Origin of the sequence: Rhizobium sp. R635 (assembly GCF_002211285.1) — a bacterium.
Classification (GTDB): Bacteria; Pseudomonadota; Alphaproteobacteria; order Rhizobiales; family Rhizobiaceae; genus Rhizobium.
Map to the genome: position 1 here is coordinate 194,399 of NZ_LOKX01000034.1, position 16,865 is coordinate 211,263.

General features: G+C 62.8%; 17 protein-coding genes and 1 pseudogene. All 18 read right to left on the reverse strand.

The window, feature by feature from the left end; genetic code table 11:
- Positions 1–281 precede the first annotated feature (281 nt).
- On the reverse strand, positions 282–893 hold the full coding sequence (gene ureG, locus ATY78_RS23935) for an urease accessory protein UreG (protein ID WP_008534592.1): 612 nt from the start codon (positions 891–893) through the stop codon (positions 282–284).
- Positions 894–981: 88 nt separating this feature from the next.
- The gene (locus ATY78_RS23940; protein ID WP_088684783.1) at positions 982–1,653 is read right to left on the reverse strand and encodes an urease accessory protein UreF; all 672 of its coding nucleotides are present in this window, start codon (positions 1,651–1,653) and stop codon (positions 982–984) included.
- Positions 1,654–1,659: 6 nt separating this feature from the next.
- Positions 1,660–2,280 carry an urease accessory protein UreE gene (gene ureE / locus ATY78_RS23945; RefSeq protein ID WP_088684784.1) on the reverse strand — a complete coding sequence of 207 codons (621 nt, stop codon included), beginning with the start codon at positions 2,278–2,280 and terminating at the stop codon, positions 1,660–1,662.
- Between the two features lie 88 nt (positions 2,281–2,368).
- Positions 2,369–3,232, reverse strand: a complete 864-nt coding sequence (locus ATY78_RS23950) for a GGDEF domain-containing protein (RefSeq protein ID WP_088684785.1) — start codon at positions 3,230–3,232, stop codon at positions 2,369–2,371.
- 330 nt (positions 3,233–3,562) lie between these two features.
- On the reverse strand, positions 3,563–4,234 hold the full coding sequence (locus ATY78_RS23955; protein WP_088684786.1) for a TIGR02117 family protein: 672 nt from the start codon (positions 4,232–4,234) through the stop codon (positions 3,563–3,565).
- An 11-nt stretch (positions 4,235–4,245) separates the two neighbouring features.
- Positions 4,246–5,958 carry an urease subunit alpha gene (gene ureC, locus ATY78_RS23960; RefSeq protein WP_088684787.1) on the reverse strand — a complete coding sequence of 571 codons (1,713 nt, stop codon included), beginning with the start codon at positions 5,956–5,958 and terminating at the stop codon, positions 4,246–4,248.
- Positions 5,959–5,961: 3 nt separating this feature from the next.
- A complete protein-coding gene (locus ATY78_RS23965) occupies positions 5,962–6,600 on the reverse strand; it encodes a Urease operon accessory protein (protein WP_088684788.1) in 639 nt (212 codons plus the stop codon).
- Position 6,601: 1 nt separating this feature from the next.
- Positions 6,602–7,009 carry a lysozyme inhibitor LprI family protein gene (locus ATY78_RS23970; protein WP_088684789.1) on the reverse strand — a complete coding sequence of 136 codons (408 nt, stop codon included), beginning with the start codon at positions 7,007–7,009 and terminating at the stop codon, positions 6,602–6,604.
- Between the two features lie 12 nt (positions 7,010–7,021).
- Complete coding sequence (locus ATY78_RS23975; protein WP_088684790.1) at positions 7,022–7,327, reverse strand: urease subunit beta; 306 nt, start codon at positions 7,325–7,327, stop codon at positions 7,022–7,024.
- A gap of 10 nt (positions 7,328–7,337) precedes the next feature.
- Positions 7,338–7,589, reverse strand: a complete 252-nt coding sequence (locus ATY78_RS23980) for a DUF1272 domain-containing protein (protein ID WP_088684791.1) — start codon at positions 7,587–7,589, stop codon at positions 7,338–7,340.
- A 9-nt stretch (positions 7,590–7,598) separates the two neighbouring features.
- Positions 7,599–7,901 carry an urease subunit gamma gene (locus ATY78_RS23985; protein ID WP_064695492.1) on the reverse strand — a complete coding sequence of 101 codons (303 nt, stop codon included), beginning with the start codon at positions 7,899–7,901 and terminating at the stop codon, positions 7,599–7,601.
- 28 nt (positions 7,902–7,929) lie between these two features.
- Entirely contained in the window at positions 7,930–8,751 is an 822-nt protein-coding gene (locus ATY78_RS23990) for an urease accessory protein UreD (protein ID WP_088684893.1), read from the reverse strand.
- A gap of 138 nt (positions 8,752–8,889) precedes the next feature.
- Positions 8,890–9,585: an urea ABC transporter ATP-binding subunit UrtE gene (gene urtE / locus ATY78_RS23995; RefSeq protein WP_088684792.1), complete on the reverse strand. Its 696-nt coding sequence runs from the start codon at positions 9,583–9,585 to the stop codon at positions 8,890–8,892.
- Positions 9,586–9,807: 222 nt separating this feature from the next.
- Positions 9,808–10,563 (reverse strand): urea ABC transporter ATP-binding protein UrtD, encoded by a 756-nt coding sequence (gene urtD, locus ATY78_RS24000; RefSeq protein ID WP_088684793.1) that lies wholly within the window; start codon positions 10,561–10,563, stop codon positions 9,808–9,810.
- A 103-nt stretch (positions 10,564–10,666) separates the two neighbouring features.
- Positions 10,667–11,731, reverse strand: a pseudogene (urtC, locus tag ATY78_RS24005) (urea ABC transporter permease subunit UrtC); the annotation flags it as partial.
- On the reverse strand, positions 11,728–13,353 hold the full coding sequence (gene urtB / locus ATY78_RS24010; protein ID WP_088684795.1) for an urea ABC transporter permease subunit UrtB: 1,626 nt from the start codon (positions 13,351–13,353) through the stop codon (positions 11,728–11,730). The pseudogene urtC and the gene urtB, both read right to left, overlap by 4 nt.
- Positions 13,354–13,465: 112 nt before the next feature.
- A complete protein-coding gene (gene urtA, locus ATY78_RS24015; protein WP_088684796.1) occupies positions 13,466–14,758 on the reverse strand; it encodes an urea ABC transporter substrate-binding protein in 1,293 nt (430 codons plus the stop codon).
- A 186-nt stretch (positions 14,759–14,944) separates the two neighbouring features.
- The gene (locus tag ATY78_RS24020) at positions 14,945–16,843 is read right to left on the reverse strand and encodes a phosphatase PAP2 family protein (RefSeq protein ID WP_088684797.1); all 1,899 of its coding nucleotides are present in this window, start codon (positions 16,841–16,843) and stop codon (positions 14,945–14,947) included.
- Between the last annotated feature and the right edge of the window lie 22 nt (positions 16,844–16,865).

Consider the following 16,865-nt stretch of genomic DNA (forward strand, 5'->3'; position numbering starts at 1 on the left):
CCGCGGCATCGCCGAGCATTTCCGGAGAAGAACCATGTGCAAACCGAACGGCAAGACCGGCATTTCGGCCGGGTGTCCGCGCCGCGGCGATTGTCGCGGCTGCCTCATGCTGCTTTCCGCCATGGCGGGGGAGGGAAGCGCCTCACGTCATGACGCGCTCGTTAAGGAAATACGCCCGCAGCCCGCGCCGGTCTTCGTGGAGACGTGCCTCAAATCGGGGAATCCTATCCGACCGAAAAATTAGCCCGCACGAGGTCAAGTCCGGCCAAGTTCATACAAATCTAGAGCCCACCCTGCTCTCTCAGGAAACTGACGATCGAGCTGACGCCGTCGCCGCGCTTCATGTCGGAAAAGACGAAGGGGCGGCTTGCGCGCATGCGGGTTGCGTCCCGGTCCATCACCTCGAGATCGGCGCCGACATGGGGCGCCAGGTCTTTCTTATTGATGACGAGCAGGTCGGAGCGGGTGATGCCGGGCCCGCCCTTGCGCGGGATTTCCTCGCCCTGGCAGACCGAGATGACATAGATGGTGATGTCGGCAAGGTCGGGCGAAAAGGTCGCCGCCAGATTGTCTCCGCCGGATTCGATGAAGACGACGTCGAGATCGGGGATACGCTCGTTGAGGCCGGCGATCGCCTGAAGATTGATCGTCGCGTCCTCGCGGATGGCGGTATGCGGGCAGCCGCCCGTCTCGACGCCGACGATACGGTCGGAAGGCAATGCCTGCATGCGCACCAGCGCCTCGGCATCCTCGGTCGTGTAGATGTCGTTGGTGACGACGGCGACGGAATAATCGTCGCGCATCGCCTTGCAGAGCTTTTCGGTCAGCGCCGTCTTGCCCGAGCCGACCGGCCCGCCGATGCCGACACGCAAGGGTCCGTTTCTTGATTTCATGTGTGGTTACTCCAATCGAACCGATGATAGCGGCGCTGACAGCGCGCGCCACCGTCAAATGACGCAGCCGCGCGGATAATTTGGTTCTTTAAGACCGAAAAAGCCGCGTCGCCTGGGTCTCGTGGCGCAGGCTGGCGATATCGGCCTGGACCGTCGCCGAACCGAGATCGTCGAGCGTCGAGCCTGCCGCCTGCCGGGCGACCTCCGCAATTTGCTCTTCAAGGCCGGCAAGCACGGCAACACCGTCCTTCTGACCGGCGACGCCGAGGCGGATGCCCGACGAAACCGCCTGCGAAGCATAGGCGTGCAGAAAGACCGCGAGCACCTTCTCGGGCCTTATGCCATGCGCACCTGCAACCGCTCCGACAGCGATGGGATAGGCGGTCTTGCCGGGCAGCCTCTCGAAAACCTCGTCCGGCCAGGCCCGCGCCGCCGCCAGGAAGGCCTCACCGAGCAGCATCGTTTCCTGATGGCGCTCGCGCGATCCGGCAAGCGCCTCGGCGAGTGCGATGACCTCTGCTAGGCGCGCGGGATCCGCCTGGCGCCTGTGGCTCTCAGCCAGAAGCACGGCATCGTTCCAGACGGAGCCATGGCCGATCAGCGTGCCGATCCACCCCGCAAGCGAGGCCGCATCGGTGACGAGCTCATCGGCCACCGCCCGCTCCAGCCCGCCCGAATAGGCAAAACTGCCGATCGGAAAGGCTGGCGAGAGCCATGCCGTCAGGCGCAGCAATGCCTGCAACTCAGAATCCCCGGTCATCGAGCCTCAGTCGTGCTTGTGGCCGTGATGCCCGTGATCATGATCATGATCGCGCCCGTGATCATGGTTGCATCCCGGCCCATGCACATGGTCATGGCCGTGATCATGTTTGTGGTCATGGCCATGTGCGTGATCATCGTTATGATTGTGCCCGTGGTCATGAGCCGCATGCCCGTGATCATGTGAATGCCCGCCATGGGAATGATAGGCTCCGCGTGCCGGCTGGAAGGGCTCCTCGATATCGAGGACAGTGGCGCCCAATCCCTGCAGCATGCTGCGGATGACGTGATCGCGCAGGATGACGATGCGGTCTTCCTCGATCTGTGCCGCGAGATGGCGGTTGCCGAGATGCCAGGCAAGCTCGACCAGATGCGTGCGGTCACGGCCGCGAATTTCGAAAAGCTTCTCGTCGGCCGCAAGGATCTCAATCAGTTCGCCGTCTTCGCGCACCAGCAGGTCGCCATTGGCGAAAAGCACCGGATCCTTGAGGTCGAGCATGACCATCTCGCCATTTTCCAGATGCAAGAGCTTGCGGCGCAGATGCCGCAGATCATGCGGCAGCTTGACCTGGGCGGTCGGATGGGAGGAAGGGGTGCCGGCGGGAAGATAAGAGGTGACGCGCTGCATGATATGTCCGTTTTGATGAGACGACGACCATGCAAAATAGCCTTTCCCGATGCAAGCACCAATGGTTTTCCGTTTGGGAGGTCGGCTTTTATATTCCGTAGGCCTGCATCACGTTGTCGCTGCCCAGCCCCCTGCCTTCGGCATCTTGACCGTTTTCGGCAAGTCCGTGCCAGGCATGATGCAAGCCTTCCCGCTCGTGCACGACGCGATTGCGCCCGAGCGCCTTGGCGAGATAGAGCGCCCGGTCTGCCGAAGCATAGACCTGCTGCTTGTTGCGCCCGGGGATGAGATCGGCCACTCCGCCTGATATGGTGATGGCGATCTGATGCCCCTCCGCCACGATCGGCCTGCCGGCGATATCAGCCTGCACGGCCTCGATCCGCTCCAGCCGCGCTTCCAGCGGTTCGCCGGAGATGATGACGCCGAATTCCTCGCCGCCAAGCCGCGCGACGACGGACAATTCGTCGAAGGCCGAGGTCAGCACGGCTGAGACCGCCGTGATGACGGCATCGCCACAGGCATGGCCGAAGCGATCGTTGATCGTCTTGAAGCGGTCGACGTCGAAAATGACGAGCGAGGCGTTGCCCTCGGTATTATCGAGCGCCTCGGTGAAGGCGCGCCGGTTGAGGAGACCGGAGAGCGTATCGGTGCGGCTGAGCTTTTCGAACTCCGCCCGCGACAGCGTCAGCTCACGCATCGTAAAACCGGCCGCCAGCGACAGCACGCCGGAAACCGTGCCGCCGACCAACCAGGAAAAAATGGCGCCGAAGCCGATCGCATGCGAAAGCGTCACCGGCAGCAGCCCGAGAAGGCCGAGCGGCGGTATCGTCAACCCGATGACGGCGCCGGAGAGAATGACGGCAAGAAAGCTCATCTTCAACGCAAAGACATAGACGTTCCTGCGATATTGAAAATTGCCGAAATCGGCCTGCAGTGACATCCAGTTTTTCATGAGAATCAACCTTCCTGCCCGGCGCTTCGAGGCATTGATAGAAGCCCAATTGCTGCGGGTGTCTTAATCGACTCGTTAAAATTCGAGCGGTTTTGGACGATTCGGCTGGAAGATTTTTTCTAGCAGGGGCTGCAAACATCCAATCCCTGAATCGAACAGGGCATGGGAGTATCTAGGTAATTGATATTGATTATCTTTTTCAACCTCGCCCGTGAGGCTGTTTCAGAATGGATTACCTGGGGAAAACACGGGGTTTCCCACTGATTTTTACAACCGAGTGGAGAGTGCCGTTCACAATTTCGTTTATGCGCAGACCGGCCGGCGGATGCATCAATTGTAGACACCAACAGATAATCGCAATGATTGTGGAAGCGGATTCCACAGGCCCGTCCGAAGCCCCGCCGAGCGGAGTGCGGCGGCAGTCCAGGTGTTGCAGCCGAAGAGGGCGTTGAAGTATCCCCTGGCTTCGAAAAACCGGTCGATCTCCCCGTAACCCGCATTCGGAATCGGCGCGATCTCGCCCTCGTTGCGAATGAAGCTGTCCAGGATGAAGTTGCGCAGCCGCGCCAGCTGATCGTCATCAATATCGAATGCCGCAATGCCGGGCTGCGGCTCGGTGATATGACCGGCAAGATCCACATGCAGCACCGAACGATCGATCGTCAGCGCCCGCAGCACCGGCAGCGGCTTCAGCTCCGCCCAGTTCGGTGTTTCCAGATAGAAGGCGCGGCCGCCCCAGCCGATGACGAGCCATTCCGCATTCGGATGGCCGAGCGGAAAACCGCTGCCATGGAGGAAGGAAAAGGCCGCGCGCGTTTCTTCGTCGAGCGGAATGGCAATATCGGTATGGATCGATCCCGACAGCAGCAGAATCCGGTGCGTCGTCTCCTCGGACGACGCCTTCACGGGGGCGATCAGCGGCCGGGGAATGAAGGTCCCGCCCGCGGCCAGAACCACGAGCAGAACCACGATCCGCAACAGCCAGCGCATGCCCGTCCGCACGGAACGAGCGCCTAGAACAGGAAGTAGCGCTGCGCCATCGGCAGCACCGTCGCCGGTTCGCAGGTCAGCAACTCGCCGTTCGCCCTGACTTCGTAGGTCTCCGGATCGACTTCGATCTCCGGCGTCAGGTCATTGTGGATCATCGACGCCTTGGAGATGCCGCCGCGCGTATTTTTCACAGCGACGAGTTCCTTCGCGACCCCGAGCCGGCCCTTCAGCCCGGCATCGAGCGAGGCCTGGCTGACGAAGGTGACGGAAGAATTGGTGAGACTGCGGCCATAGGAGGCAAACATCGGCCGGTAGTGCACCGGCTGCGGCGTCGGGATCGAGGCGTTCGGATCGCCCATCGGGGCCGCCGCGATCGAGCCTCCGAGCAGCACCATGTCAGGCTTCACGCCGAAGAAGGCCGGGTTCCAGAGCACGAGGTCGGCGCGCTTGCCGATCTCGACCGAACCGATCTCATGGCTGAGGCCATGGGCGATCGCCGGATTGATCGTGTATTTGGCGATATAGCGGCGAACACGGAAATTGTCGTTATCGCCCTTTTCCTCTTTCAGCCGGCCGCGCTGGCGCTTCATCTTGTCGGCCGTCTGCCAGGTGCGGATCGCCACCTCGCCGACGCGGCCCATGGCCTGGCTGTCCGACGAGATGATCGAGAACGCGCCGATATCGTGCAGGATGTCTTCCGCCGCGATCGTCTCCTTGCGGATACGGCTTTCGGCAAAGGCGATATCCTCGGGGATCGACGGCGACAGGTGATGGCAGACCATCAGCATGTCGAGATGCTCGGCGATGGTATTGACCGTATAGGGCCGCGTCGGATTGGTGGACGACGGGATGACGTTCGGCTGGCCGCAGATCTTGATGATATCGGGCGCATGCCCGCCGCCCGCCCCTTCCGTGTGGAAGGCATGGATGGTGCGGCCCTTGATGGCGCCGATCGTATCCTCGACGAATCCGCTTTCGTTCAGCGTATCGGTGTGGATCATCACCTGCACGTCGTATTCGTCAGCGACCGACAGGCAGCAATCGATGGCGCCAGGCGTCGTGCCCCAATCCTCGTGCAGTTTCAGCGAGGTGGCGCCGGCCAGCACCATTTCGGTGAGCGCACCCGGCAGCGAGGCGTTGCCCTTGCCGGCAAAGGCAAGGTTCATCGGGAAGGCGTCCGCTGCCTCGATCATGCGGGCGAGATGCCAGGGGCCTGGCGTGCAGGTGGTGGCGAGCGTGCCGTGCGCCGGCCCCGTGCCGCCGCCGAGCATGCAGGTCATGCCTGACATCAGCGCTTCCTCGATCTGCTGCGGCGCGATGAAGTGGATATGGCTGTCCATGCCGCCTGCGGTCACGATCTTGCCTTCGGCGGCGATCGCCTCCGTGCCCGGGCCGACGATAATGTTGACGCCCGGCTGCATATCGGGATTGCCCGCCTTGCCGATCGCAACGATGCGGCCGTTCTTCAGCCCGATATCGGCCTTGTAGATGCCCGAATGATCGACGATTACCGCATTGGTGATGACGGTATCGACCGCGCCGTCCGCCCGTGTCACCTGGCTCTGGCCCATGCCGTCACGGATCACCTTGCCGCCGCCGAACTTCACCTCCTCGCCATAGGTGGTGAAATCCTTCTCGATCTCGATGAAGAGCTCCGTATCGGCAAGGCGCACCTTGTCGCCGGTGGTCGGTCCGAACATGCCGGCATAAGCGGCGTGGGAGATCTTGTAGGGCATCCATCAGGCTCCATGGGAGGAAGAGAAAAGCATTTTTTCGCCAAGTCGCGAGAGACGGCCGGCGGCAACATAGGTGTCGACAAGCTGCCGTTCGGCCGCAAACGGGTGCCATTCCCAGCCGGCGTGACCGAAGCCGGCCAGCATCACCTCGGCCTCGGTATATTTGTCCAGCACCTCCGCGATGACGATCATGCCGCTGCTCGGCACCACATAGGGCACCGGCGCAAAGGCCGAAAGCGAGGCGTCGACGGCCTCGTGGAGCGCCTTGCCGATGACGACATGCGTTTTGCCGGCATCCGCGCAGAAAGCGCCGAACGCGCCCGTATAGTCGTCGCAGAAATCGTCGAGCTCCGGATGCGAGACGGCAAGCGGCGCCCGCATCGCGGCAAATTTTTTCGGGTCGCGCACGCTCCAGATTTCGCGCGCCGCGACGATGCCGGGATGGGCGCGCCACGCGGGCGAACCGAGCATTGCCTTGGCAGGCCGGCCGGTATTGCAGACCGCAACGGCATCCGTGCGGCTGCCGCCGGCGCCGTAGGAGCGGCAATCGTTGAAGCGGATGACGAAATCGGCGGCATCGATGATGCCTGCCTGCCCTTCCCCGACCTCGCCATTGCCGACGATTACGATCTTTTTGATCACCTTAGTTGCCCATCGTGTCTGCGAGCTCTTTCAGCTCTTTCGTGCGTTTATCCGTCTCTTCGGCCAGGCATCCGGCAACCAGCATCGGCTCCATCGTGCCGCCGCGGGCCTGAAAGCCGAAGGCGTCGCATTGGGCGTCGCGATAATCGATCCAGGCGCGCTGCGCCTTGACCAGCGCCTTTTCCGCGCCCTTCATGTCTCCATCCAGGTCCTTGTCGATCGCCACCATGGCGGCGCGCGTCTTCTTGTATTGCTCGTTCAGCGCCTTGTCGGCGGTCTCATGGCGCGCAACCTCGCAGGACGTCATGTCCGACTGCGTCTTCGGATTCTGGCAATCGATATCCTGGGCGGAGGCCGCACTTGAAGCCAGCAGCATCGCCGCCCCGATGAGGCAGATCTTCAAACGCATGCGTTCCTCCCGTTAAAGCTTGCCCATCACCAGCTGACGGAAGCCATAGACCTCACGCTTGCCGGAAAGCGGGATCAGCGTCACCGAGCGCGTCTGCCCCGGCTCGAAGCGCACGGCCGTTCCCGCCGGAATATCGAGCCGCTTGCCCTGCGCCGCCGCCCGGTCGAAGGAAAGCCCGGCATTGGTTTCGGCGAAGTGATAGTGGCTGCCGACCTGCACCGGCCGGTCGCCGGTATTGGAAACCTCCAGCGTCACCGTCGGCGCGCCGGCATTGAGTTCGATGTCGCCGCTTGCGGCAATGATCTCGCCCGGAATCATCTCATTCTCCTTAAGCCGCCTTGGGCGCGCAGCCCTCGGCCTTCAGCACACGTTTTGTCGATGCCGGATGTTTGGCAAGCATGGCGGCCGGCCGGATGGGCCTGGCGACGAGATTGCCGCCGCAATTCGGGCAGAGACCTTTCAGCACGCCGTCCACGCAATCGGCGCAGAAGGTGCATTCATAGGTGCAGATCCGCGCGTCCGCACTCTCCGGCGGCAAATCCCTATCGCAGCATTCGCAATTGGGTCTGAGCTCCAGCATTTTCTCTCCTTACCGGATCGGTTCGTGCACGGTGACGAGCTTGGTGCCGTCGGGGAAGGTCGCCTCCACCTGCACGTCATGGATCATCTCGGCAACACCTTCCATCACCTGGTCGCGGCCGATCACATGGGCGCCGGCCTCCATCAGCTCGGCGACGGGGCGGCCGTCGCGGGCGCCTTCGACGACGAAATCGCTGATCAGCGCGATCGCCTCGGGATAGTTCAGCTTGACGCCGCGCTCCAGCCGCCGCCGCGCCACCATCGCCGCCATCGATATCAGCAGCTTGTCTTTTTCTCTCGGAGTGAGGTTCATTACGTACCCATCTGCTTCGTGCTTAAATTCATAGATTCCAGACTTTCGGCACAGGCGCACCATTGCGCAAGGTGGAAATGACCGGGATCAGGATTTTTCTGAGCGAGAAGCCATCAGCTGCCGCAAGGCGCACGACGAGCTTGTCGTTCCAGGCGCTGGCACCGCCCATCGGCCCTTCGACGAGCGGCCGCACTTTGCCGAGATAGGCCTCCGCAAGCGGCCCGGCATAGAGCAGCGTCGCAAAGGCTACCTGTCCGCCGAGCACGGCCCGACGCGCAGCCAACGCCGAGATACCTTCCGAAAGCTTCAGTTCCTCGGCATGGATCAACCTGCCCGAACGGCGGATGCGCCAGCGGTCGCGGAAAAGCCCCGTCTCCACCGCCTCGCCCATCGCCTTGCGGCCGAGCAGCCCCGCCTCGACGGCCAGGAATTCGGCGCTCTCGTCGAGATCGACATCGAGCCGGCGGAAAAGTGAGGCGCGGTCGAAGAGGATCGTCTCCTGCGGCAGCCAGTCGACGCGCGCTCCCGCTCCAACTTCGATGCGGGTCGTCACCTCGGCGGTGCCGGCCGATGCCTTGTAGATCTTCTCGCAGGCCTGAGTGGTCACGTCGATCTTCGTGCCGGCGCCGGCAACGACGCTCCAATCCATCCGGTCGCCGCCGGTCAGCCCGCCCGCGGTATTGATGATGACGGCTTCCATCGACGCATCGAACGTATCGGGCAGACGGATCTTCGCCGCTCCCTCCTGATAGAGCTCGCGGATACGCGTTCGGCCATCGAGCAGCCTTGCCGCCAGATGCCCGCGCCCCTCAGCTCTTTGCGGTCTCGTGCTGGCCGCCGCAATCGTCATATCGTCCCTTTCGGTCGCGCCACCGCTTTTCATTTCATCGCGCGAATCACGGAAAGCAAGCAATTCCCATGCCGCCTGGAAGGTGCGGGAGATCGGCGAGGAGCCCTAACCTCTGCCGCAAAATACGGCATCTGCCCGTCATACGGTCAGATGACGGCGGGCTTCCGGCGTATCCAGCGTCTCCGCCAGCCCTTCATGCACGATCTCGCCGCGATCCATGATGTAGACGTAATCGGCAAGCTCCCGGCAGAAATCCAGATATTGTTCGACGAGCAGGATCGCCATGCCGGTGGAATCGCGGAGATAACGGATCGCCCGGCCGATATCCTTGATGATCGACGGCTGGATGCCCTCGGTCGGCTCGTCGAGCACGAGGATTCTCGGCCGCGTTACCATGGCGCGCCCGATCGCCAGTTGCTGCTGCTGCCCGCCGGAAAGATCGCCGCCCCGACGCGACAGCATCGATTTCAGCACCGGAAAGAGACTGAAGATATCGTCGGGTATGGTACGGTCACGGCGGCCAAGCGGCGCGAAGCCGGTTTCGAGGTTTTCCTTCACGGTCAGCAGCGGAAAGATTTCGCGCCCCTGCGGCACGTAGCCGATGCCCTGCTTGGCGCGGGCAAAGGGCGGCAGGCCGTTCAGCTTCGTATCGTTGAAGGTGACGGTGCCGGCCGACAGCGGATGCTGGCCGGTGACGGCGCGCAGAAGCGAACTCTTGCCGACGCCGTTGCGGCCCAGCACGCAAGTGATCTTGCCCATCTCCGCCTTGATGGAGATACCGCGCAGCGCCTGCGCCGCGCCATAATGCAGATTTGCGTTTTCGACTGTCAGCATGATGCCGTCTCCTGGCGCGTTGCGGCTGCAAAAACCCCTCCCCGACCCCTCCCCACAAGGGGGAGGGGCTGACTCGGAGCTGCCGCCTTGCCTCCCATCCAACCGCGGGAAAACCGATAATTATGGCGGTGAGCGAGCCGCTCGGTTAAGCCCCTCCCCCTTGTGGGGAGGGGTTGGGGAGGGGTCGAACCCGCAGAGATAACAAGGAGTTCAATCATCCCCTCACCGCCCCAGATAGTTCTCGATCACCTTCGGATCGGAGCTGACGAAATCGATCGAGCCTTCCGCCAGCACAGAGCCTTCCGCCAGGCACGTCACCTTGACGCCGAGGTCGCGGATGAAGCCCATGTCATGCTCGACGACCACGACAGACCGGGTCTTGGCGATATCCTTCAGCAGGATCGCCGTTTCCGCCGTCTCCGCATCCGTCATGCCGGCCACCGGCTCGTCGACGAGCAGGAGTTTCGGTTCCTGCGCGAGCAGCATGCCGATCTCCAGCCACTGCTTCTGCCCGTGCGAGAGATTGGCCGCCAGTTCGTCGCGCCGGTGCGTCAGCCTCACGGTTTCCAGGATTTCCTCGATGCGCGCCCTGTCCTCCCCCGAAAGCCGGTAGAACAGTGTCGAGAACACCGAGCGGCGGCGGTTCAGCGCCAACTCCAGATTGTCCCAGACCGTATGGCTTTCGAAGACCGTCGGCTTCTGGAATTTGCGGCCGATGCCGAGCTGGGCGATGTCGGCCTCGTCCTTCTTGGTGAGGTCAACGGTGCCGTTGAAGAACACCTCGCCCTCGTCGGGCCTGGTCTTGCCGGTAATGATATCCATCATCGTCGTCTTGCCGGCGCCGTTCGGGCCGATGATGGCGCGAAGCTCGCCGGGCTCGATGACGATCGAGAGCGAATTCAGCGCCTTGAAGCCGTCGAAGGAAACGGAGACGCCGCTGAGATAGAGCACGCTGGTCGGTTTGACGTCGGGGATCATGGGCTCACTCCGCTGCCTGGATTTTCGGCTCGATGCTATCTTCCTGCGCCGGTGACGGCGTGGGCTCGGAGACGGCCTTCCGTCGGCCGAGATAGTGCGAAATCGTGCCGACGACGCCCTTCGGCAGGAGCAGCGTCACGGCGACGAAGAGGCCGCCGAGCGCAAACAGCCAGAACTCCGGAAAGAGGCCGGTAAAGATCGTCTTGCCGCCGTTGACGAGGATCGCGCCGATGATCGGCCCAATCAGCGTGCCGCGCCCGCCGACCGCCGTCCAGATGACGACCTCGATGGAGTTGGCGGGCGCGAATTCGCCGGGATTGATGATGCCGACCTGCGGCACGTAGAGCGCGCCTGCAATGCCCGCCATCATCGCCGAGACGACGAAGGTGAAGAGCTTGAAATGCTCGACGCGGTAGCCGAGGAAGCGCGTGCGGCTTTCCGCATCGCGCACGCCGACGAGCACCTTGCCGAATTTCGAACGTACGATTGCCGAGGCGATCGTCAGCGACAGCGCCAGAAAGATCGCGGTCGCGGCAAAGAGGCTGGCGCGCGTACCATCGGCCTGGATGTTGAAGCCGAGGATATCCTTGAAATCGGTCATGCCATTATTGCCGCCGAACCCCATGTCGTTGCGGAAGAAGGCAAGCAGCAGCGCATAGGTCATCGCCTGGGTGATGATCGAGAGATAGACGCCGTTGACGCGCGAGCGGAAGGCGAACCAGCCGAAGACGAAGGCGAGCAGGCCGGGCACGGCGAGCACCATCAGCGCCGCGAACCAGAACTGGTCGAAGCCGTACCAGAACCAGGGCAGTTCCTTCCAGTTCAGGAACACCATGAAATCGGGCAGGATGGGATCGCCGTAGACGCCGCGCGAGCCGATCTGGCGCATCAGATACATGCCCATCGCATAGCCGCCGAGCGCGAAGAAGGCGCCGTGGCCGAGCGAAAGGATGCCGCAGAAGCCCCAGACGAGATCGAGCGCCAGCGCCAGCAGCGCATAGGTGAGGTACTTGCCGAACAGCGCCATGATATAGGTCGGCACGTGCAGCGGGTGCGTCGGGCCGGTGGCAAGGTTCAGCACCGGCACGAGAATGGCGACCGCCAGCAGCAGGGCGACGGCGATGGAGATCTTGCGATCGAGAGACCGGAGAAGGAAGGCCGTTATCATGCTTCCACCGCCCTTCCTTTGAGTGCGAAGAGTCCGCGCGGACGCTTCTGGATGAAGAGAATGATGAGGACGAGCACCAGGATCTTGCCGAGCACGGCGCCGGCGAAGGGCTCGAGGAACTTGTTGACGACGCCGAGCGACAGCGCGCCGACCAGCGTGCCCCAGAGATTGCCGACACCGCCGAAGACGACGACCATGAAGCTGTCGATGATGTAATTCTGCCCGAGGTTCGGCGAGACGTTGTCGATCTGCGAGAGCGCCACGCCGGCCATGCCGGCGATGCCGGAACCGAGCGCGAAGGTGAAGGCATCGACCCAGCGGGTGCGGATGCCCATAGACGAGGCCATGCGTCGGTTCTGCGTCACCGCCCGCATCTGCAGGCCGAAGGCGGAGCGCTTGAGCAGCATCAGGAGCGTCACGAATACCACCATCGAGAAGACGATGATCCAGAGCCGGTTCCAGGTGATGACGAGCCCGCCGAAATCGAAGGCGCCGGACATCCAGCTCGGATTGCGGACCTCGCGGTTGGTCGGGCCGAAATAGCTGCGGATCGCCTGCTGCAGGATCAGCGACACGCCCCAAGTGGCGAGCAGCGTTTCCAGCGGACGGCCGTAGAGATAACGGATGACGACGCGCTCGATGACGAGGCCGACGAAACCGGTAAAGACGAAGGCGGCCGGCACCGCGAAAACAAGCGAATAATCGGCAAGCGACGGAAAGGCCGAGGTGATATATTCCTGCACGACATAGGTCGTATAGGCGCCGATCATCACCATCTCGCCATGCGCCATGTTGATCACGCCCATGACGCCGAAGGTGATGGCAAGGCCGATCGCGGCGAGCAGCAGCACCGAGCCGAGCGACAGGCCGTACCAGACGTTCTGGACGACGTCCCAGAGCGCCAGGTCGCGGTTGATCGAATTGATTTCCGTCTGGATCGCGGGCTTCAGATCGTCAGGGGCATTCGCCATCGCCGTCGTCAAGATCGTCAGCGCATCGCGGCCGCCGCGGGCGGCGATCATGTCGATGGCGGCCCTCTTCTCCTCGATGCCGGCATCGCTCTTCAGCACCATCACGGCCCGCGCTGCTTCCATCGTGTTTTTGATCTCGCCGTCCTTCTCGGCTGAAAGAGCCGAATTCAGGAGTTCGAGATTGGCGGGATCGGCATCCCTCAGCATGCCCTCGGCCGCCGCGAGCCGCGCGGAGCGATCCGGGCTCAGAAGCGTCAGCTGGCTCATCACCGTCGTGATCGTGGTGCGCAGGGAATTGTTGATCTTGACCTTCGACATCATGTCGGGGTCGACATCGGCAGCCGCCTCGCCGGTGATCGGATCGGAATAGGTGGGCTCGTCCTCCGTGCCGCCCTGAACGAGAACGGGACCGCCCTCTGAATTGACGTAGAGCTGGCCATCGCTCAGCTGTTGCAGGATCTGGCTGACATGCGAATCCCCGGAAGCGGCAAGCGCCCGGATGGCCGCATCACGCTCGGGAAAGCCGCCGACGCCGAGCGCATCGACGAGAGCGTGCACGTCGCCCTCGGCGCGCAGGCCGGTCACCGAAAACGTCAGGCCCGAAAGCATCAGGCAAAATGTCAGAAGAAAAATCTTGATGGCGCGAAACATCGGCTCTCTCGCCTCGAGTGTCGTCGGCCTTGCGGCGCAGCGGTAAGGACGGAGCTTCCGCCCGGATCAGCTCCGGACGGAAGTCTTCAGGCTGTCAACGGATGGGATCTCCTCAGGAGCCCTTGCCGCCGCACTTGCCGGTGGCAACGTTGAAGTTGCCGCAGGAGAGAGGCTTGCGCCAATCGGAGATCAGGTCTTTGGAGTCGGGCAGGTAGTCGGACCATTCGTCACCGACGACGGCGGGCGTCTGCTGGACGATTTCGAACTGGCCGTCGGCCTGGATTTCACCGATCAGCACCGGCTTGGTGATGTGGTGGTTGGGCATGACGGTGGCATAGCCGCCGGAGAGGTTCGGAACGGTGACGCCGATGATATTGTCGAGAACGGCATCGGTATCCGTGGTGCCGGCGGCCTGCACGGCCTTCACCCAGGCGTTGAAGCCGATATAGGCGGCTTCCATCGGGTCGTTCGTCACGCGCTTGTCGTTCTTGGTGAACGCATGCCATTCCTTGATGAACTTCTTGTTGGCCGGGCTTTCCACGGACTCGAAGTAGTTCCAGGCGGCGAGATGGCCGACCAGCGGCTTGGTATCGAGACCGGCAAGCTCTTCTTCGCCGACCGAGAAGGCGACGACCGGGATGTCGGTCGCCTTGATGCCCTGGTTGCCGAGTTCCTTGTAGAAGGGAACGTTGGCGTCACCGTTGATGGTGGAGACGACGGCGGTCTTCTTGCCGGCCGAGCCGAATTCCTTGATCTTGGCGACCTCGGTCTGCCAGTCGGAGAAGCCGAACGGCGTGTAGTTGACGAGAATGTCTTCCTTCGGAATGCCCTTGGATTCGAGATAGGCAGCAAGGATCTTGTTGGTCGTGCGGGGATAGACGTAGTCGGTGCCTTCGAGCACGAAGCGCTTCACGCCCTCGGTCTTCATCAGGTAGTCGACGGCCGGGATCGCCTGCTGGTTCGGAGCAGCACCCGTATAGAAGATGTTGCGCGAGGATTCTTCGCCTTCATACTGCACGGGGTAGAAGAGCAGCGAGTTCAGCTCTTCGAAAACCGGCAGGACGGATTTGCGCGAGGACGAGGTCCAGCAGCCGAAAACGGCGGCGACCTTGTCCTTTTCGATCAGCTCGCGGGCCTTTTCGGCGAAGAGCGGCCAATCGGAGGCCGGATCGACGACGACGGCTTCGAGCTTCTTGCCGAGAAGGCCGCCCTTCTTGTTCTGCTCGTCGATGAGCATCAGCATGGCGTCTTTCAGCGTGGTTTCGGAAATCGCCATCGTGCCCGAGAGCGAATGCAGCACGCCGACCTTGATCGTGTCTTCGGCGGCAACCGCGCCGTGGAAGGCGGCCGAAGCCGCCATGACGGCGCCAAGTGCGGCACCGGTAAAGATGGATTTGAGATTCATATGGTTGATCCCCTCTTTGTTCCGCAACAGGCCGGAAACGGAAATTAACTGTTGCCGAGGGGGACTATCGGGTGCTGCAGCGCAAAAACACATACGCAAAATGACGTAGGCGCGGGGGTCGAATGGGCAGGCAGAGAAGAAGGGCACCCCCGCAGCAGGGGATGCCCTTCCGGTTCGAGGCGGAAATTATTCGTCGATCGTGAGAGTGACCGAGGTCGGGCCGTAGGAAAGCGTCGCCTTGCGGCCGGAGACGGTGAGCTTGCCGAATGTGCCGGTCACGGCCGTTGCCTTCAGGATCTCGATCTTCGTTCCGGGTGCCGGGGCAAAACCATCGGCAAGCGTCACGTCGAGATCGCCGGCGAGCGTCGCCTTGCCTGCAACGAGCAGCGTGCCTGCGCCGTCGGCATTAAGCGTCGGCTTCGCCGTGGCGCCGGCGAGCTGCTGATAATCGCCGCCCACGGTCAGCGGCTTGTCGGCCGCCACGATGAGCGAACCGCCATTGACTGTCAGCCCGCCGGCGCCGAAGGCCGACGGCGAGCCGGCCACCAGCACGCCCTCTTCCAGCACGGTGCCGCCGGCATAGCTGTTGGCGCCCGAAAGCCCGAGAATGCCGCTGCCGCGCTTCACCAGTTTGCCCTTGCCGCCGATGTCGTTGCGCCAGGTATCGATGGCATTGAAACCGCTCTTTGCCGCATCCATCGTCACGGTCACGTCCTGTTCGAAGGCGCCGTAGCCGTCGGCGGCCGCAAACAGGTTGAGGCGGCCATAACCTTCCGCGTCGTCGAGGAGCGGATAGCCGGAGGCGATTTCCGTCGTGCCGAGCACCGCACGGCGCTGTTCGCCGTCGAGATAGGGCAGACGGGTTTCGAGAAGCGCTTCGGCGCCCTGCGGCACGCGGGCCGGCTGGTCGGTTGCATGGATCGTCGGCAGGCCGTAGCTCAGGCGCTGCAACACGTAAGCGCGGTTGGCCTCATGATCGGCGAAACGGTCTGCGGCAAGCGGCGCTGCATGGGCGGCGACTTCGAGCGCACCCGCATCCGCAACACCCGACTTGGCGATCAGCCATGACTGCGCCTGGGCGTAAGCATCGCTCTTCAGGGCAGCCTTGTCGGCCTTGTTGAGATTATAGACGACCGTGGCGGTGCCGAGCATGCGGCCGCCCATGACGTCGAGGGGGGAGTGCATGCCGGCAAGGATGCGGTCTTCGCCCAGTTCGCTGGCGCGCGTGAGCATTTCCTGGAAACGCTGCGGCACGAGATAGGCCATAGCGAGCGCATCACGCCAGGCTTCCGCCGTATGTCCGCTCGGGAAACCGCCGTCTTCGACCGGCTTGCCGCTCTTGGCGGGCTCCAGCGTCGGAACGACCGAGACGTCCTGGCTCCAGCGGTAGGGGCGGCCATATTTGAAATAGCGCTTGGCGGGCTCGGTCGAGCCGTCACCGCTCGCCGCATTGATGAAGTCGATGGCAAGGCCCATGTCCGGGTTGGCATCGGTCTTGTTTTCCGTGTCCGGCTTGCTGCCGGCACCGCGATTGTTGCCCTTGTCGTCATATTTGACGGTGGTCGCATCGGCCGCCACTTCGGTGATCGTGGTCGTCTGCTTGGAGCCGGCCTTCCAGGCGTCCGTCAGCGGGCCGAGGCCATCTACGATGCTGGCATTCTTGCCGCGGCGATCGTCGAGATAGGCGGCGACCGCCTGCTCGGCCGTCCGCGCCTTCGTCGCCTTGACGACATAGGCGATGTTCGCATCGTGGACCGGCTTGTTGACGATCTGGCCGTCGGTCTTGCTGAAGGGAATGCCGTCCCAATCCGTCTTGGCAACGGCGGGGCAATTGTCCTTGGCCGGGGCTTCTACGCCGGCATCGACGAAAGGCGTGCGCGGGGTCCAGACTTCGAGGAAGCCGGAGAGAAGATGGATGGCGGCATTGGTGTCCACCGTCGAGAAGCAGGCGTCACCGCGCTTGTTGGTATTTCCGGTTTCGGCGTAAGGCGCCTTAGCGGCCTGCTCGGCGGCGGCGAACGACGGCACGATCGAAAGGAGGCAGACGAGAGCTGTGCTGAGGCGGCAAAGTTTTGAAACAGACATGTGTGCACCCGAAATGGTTGAA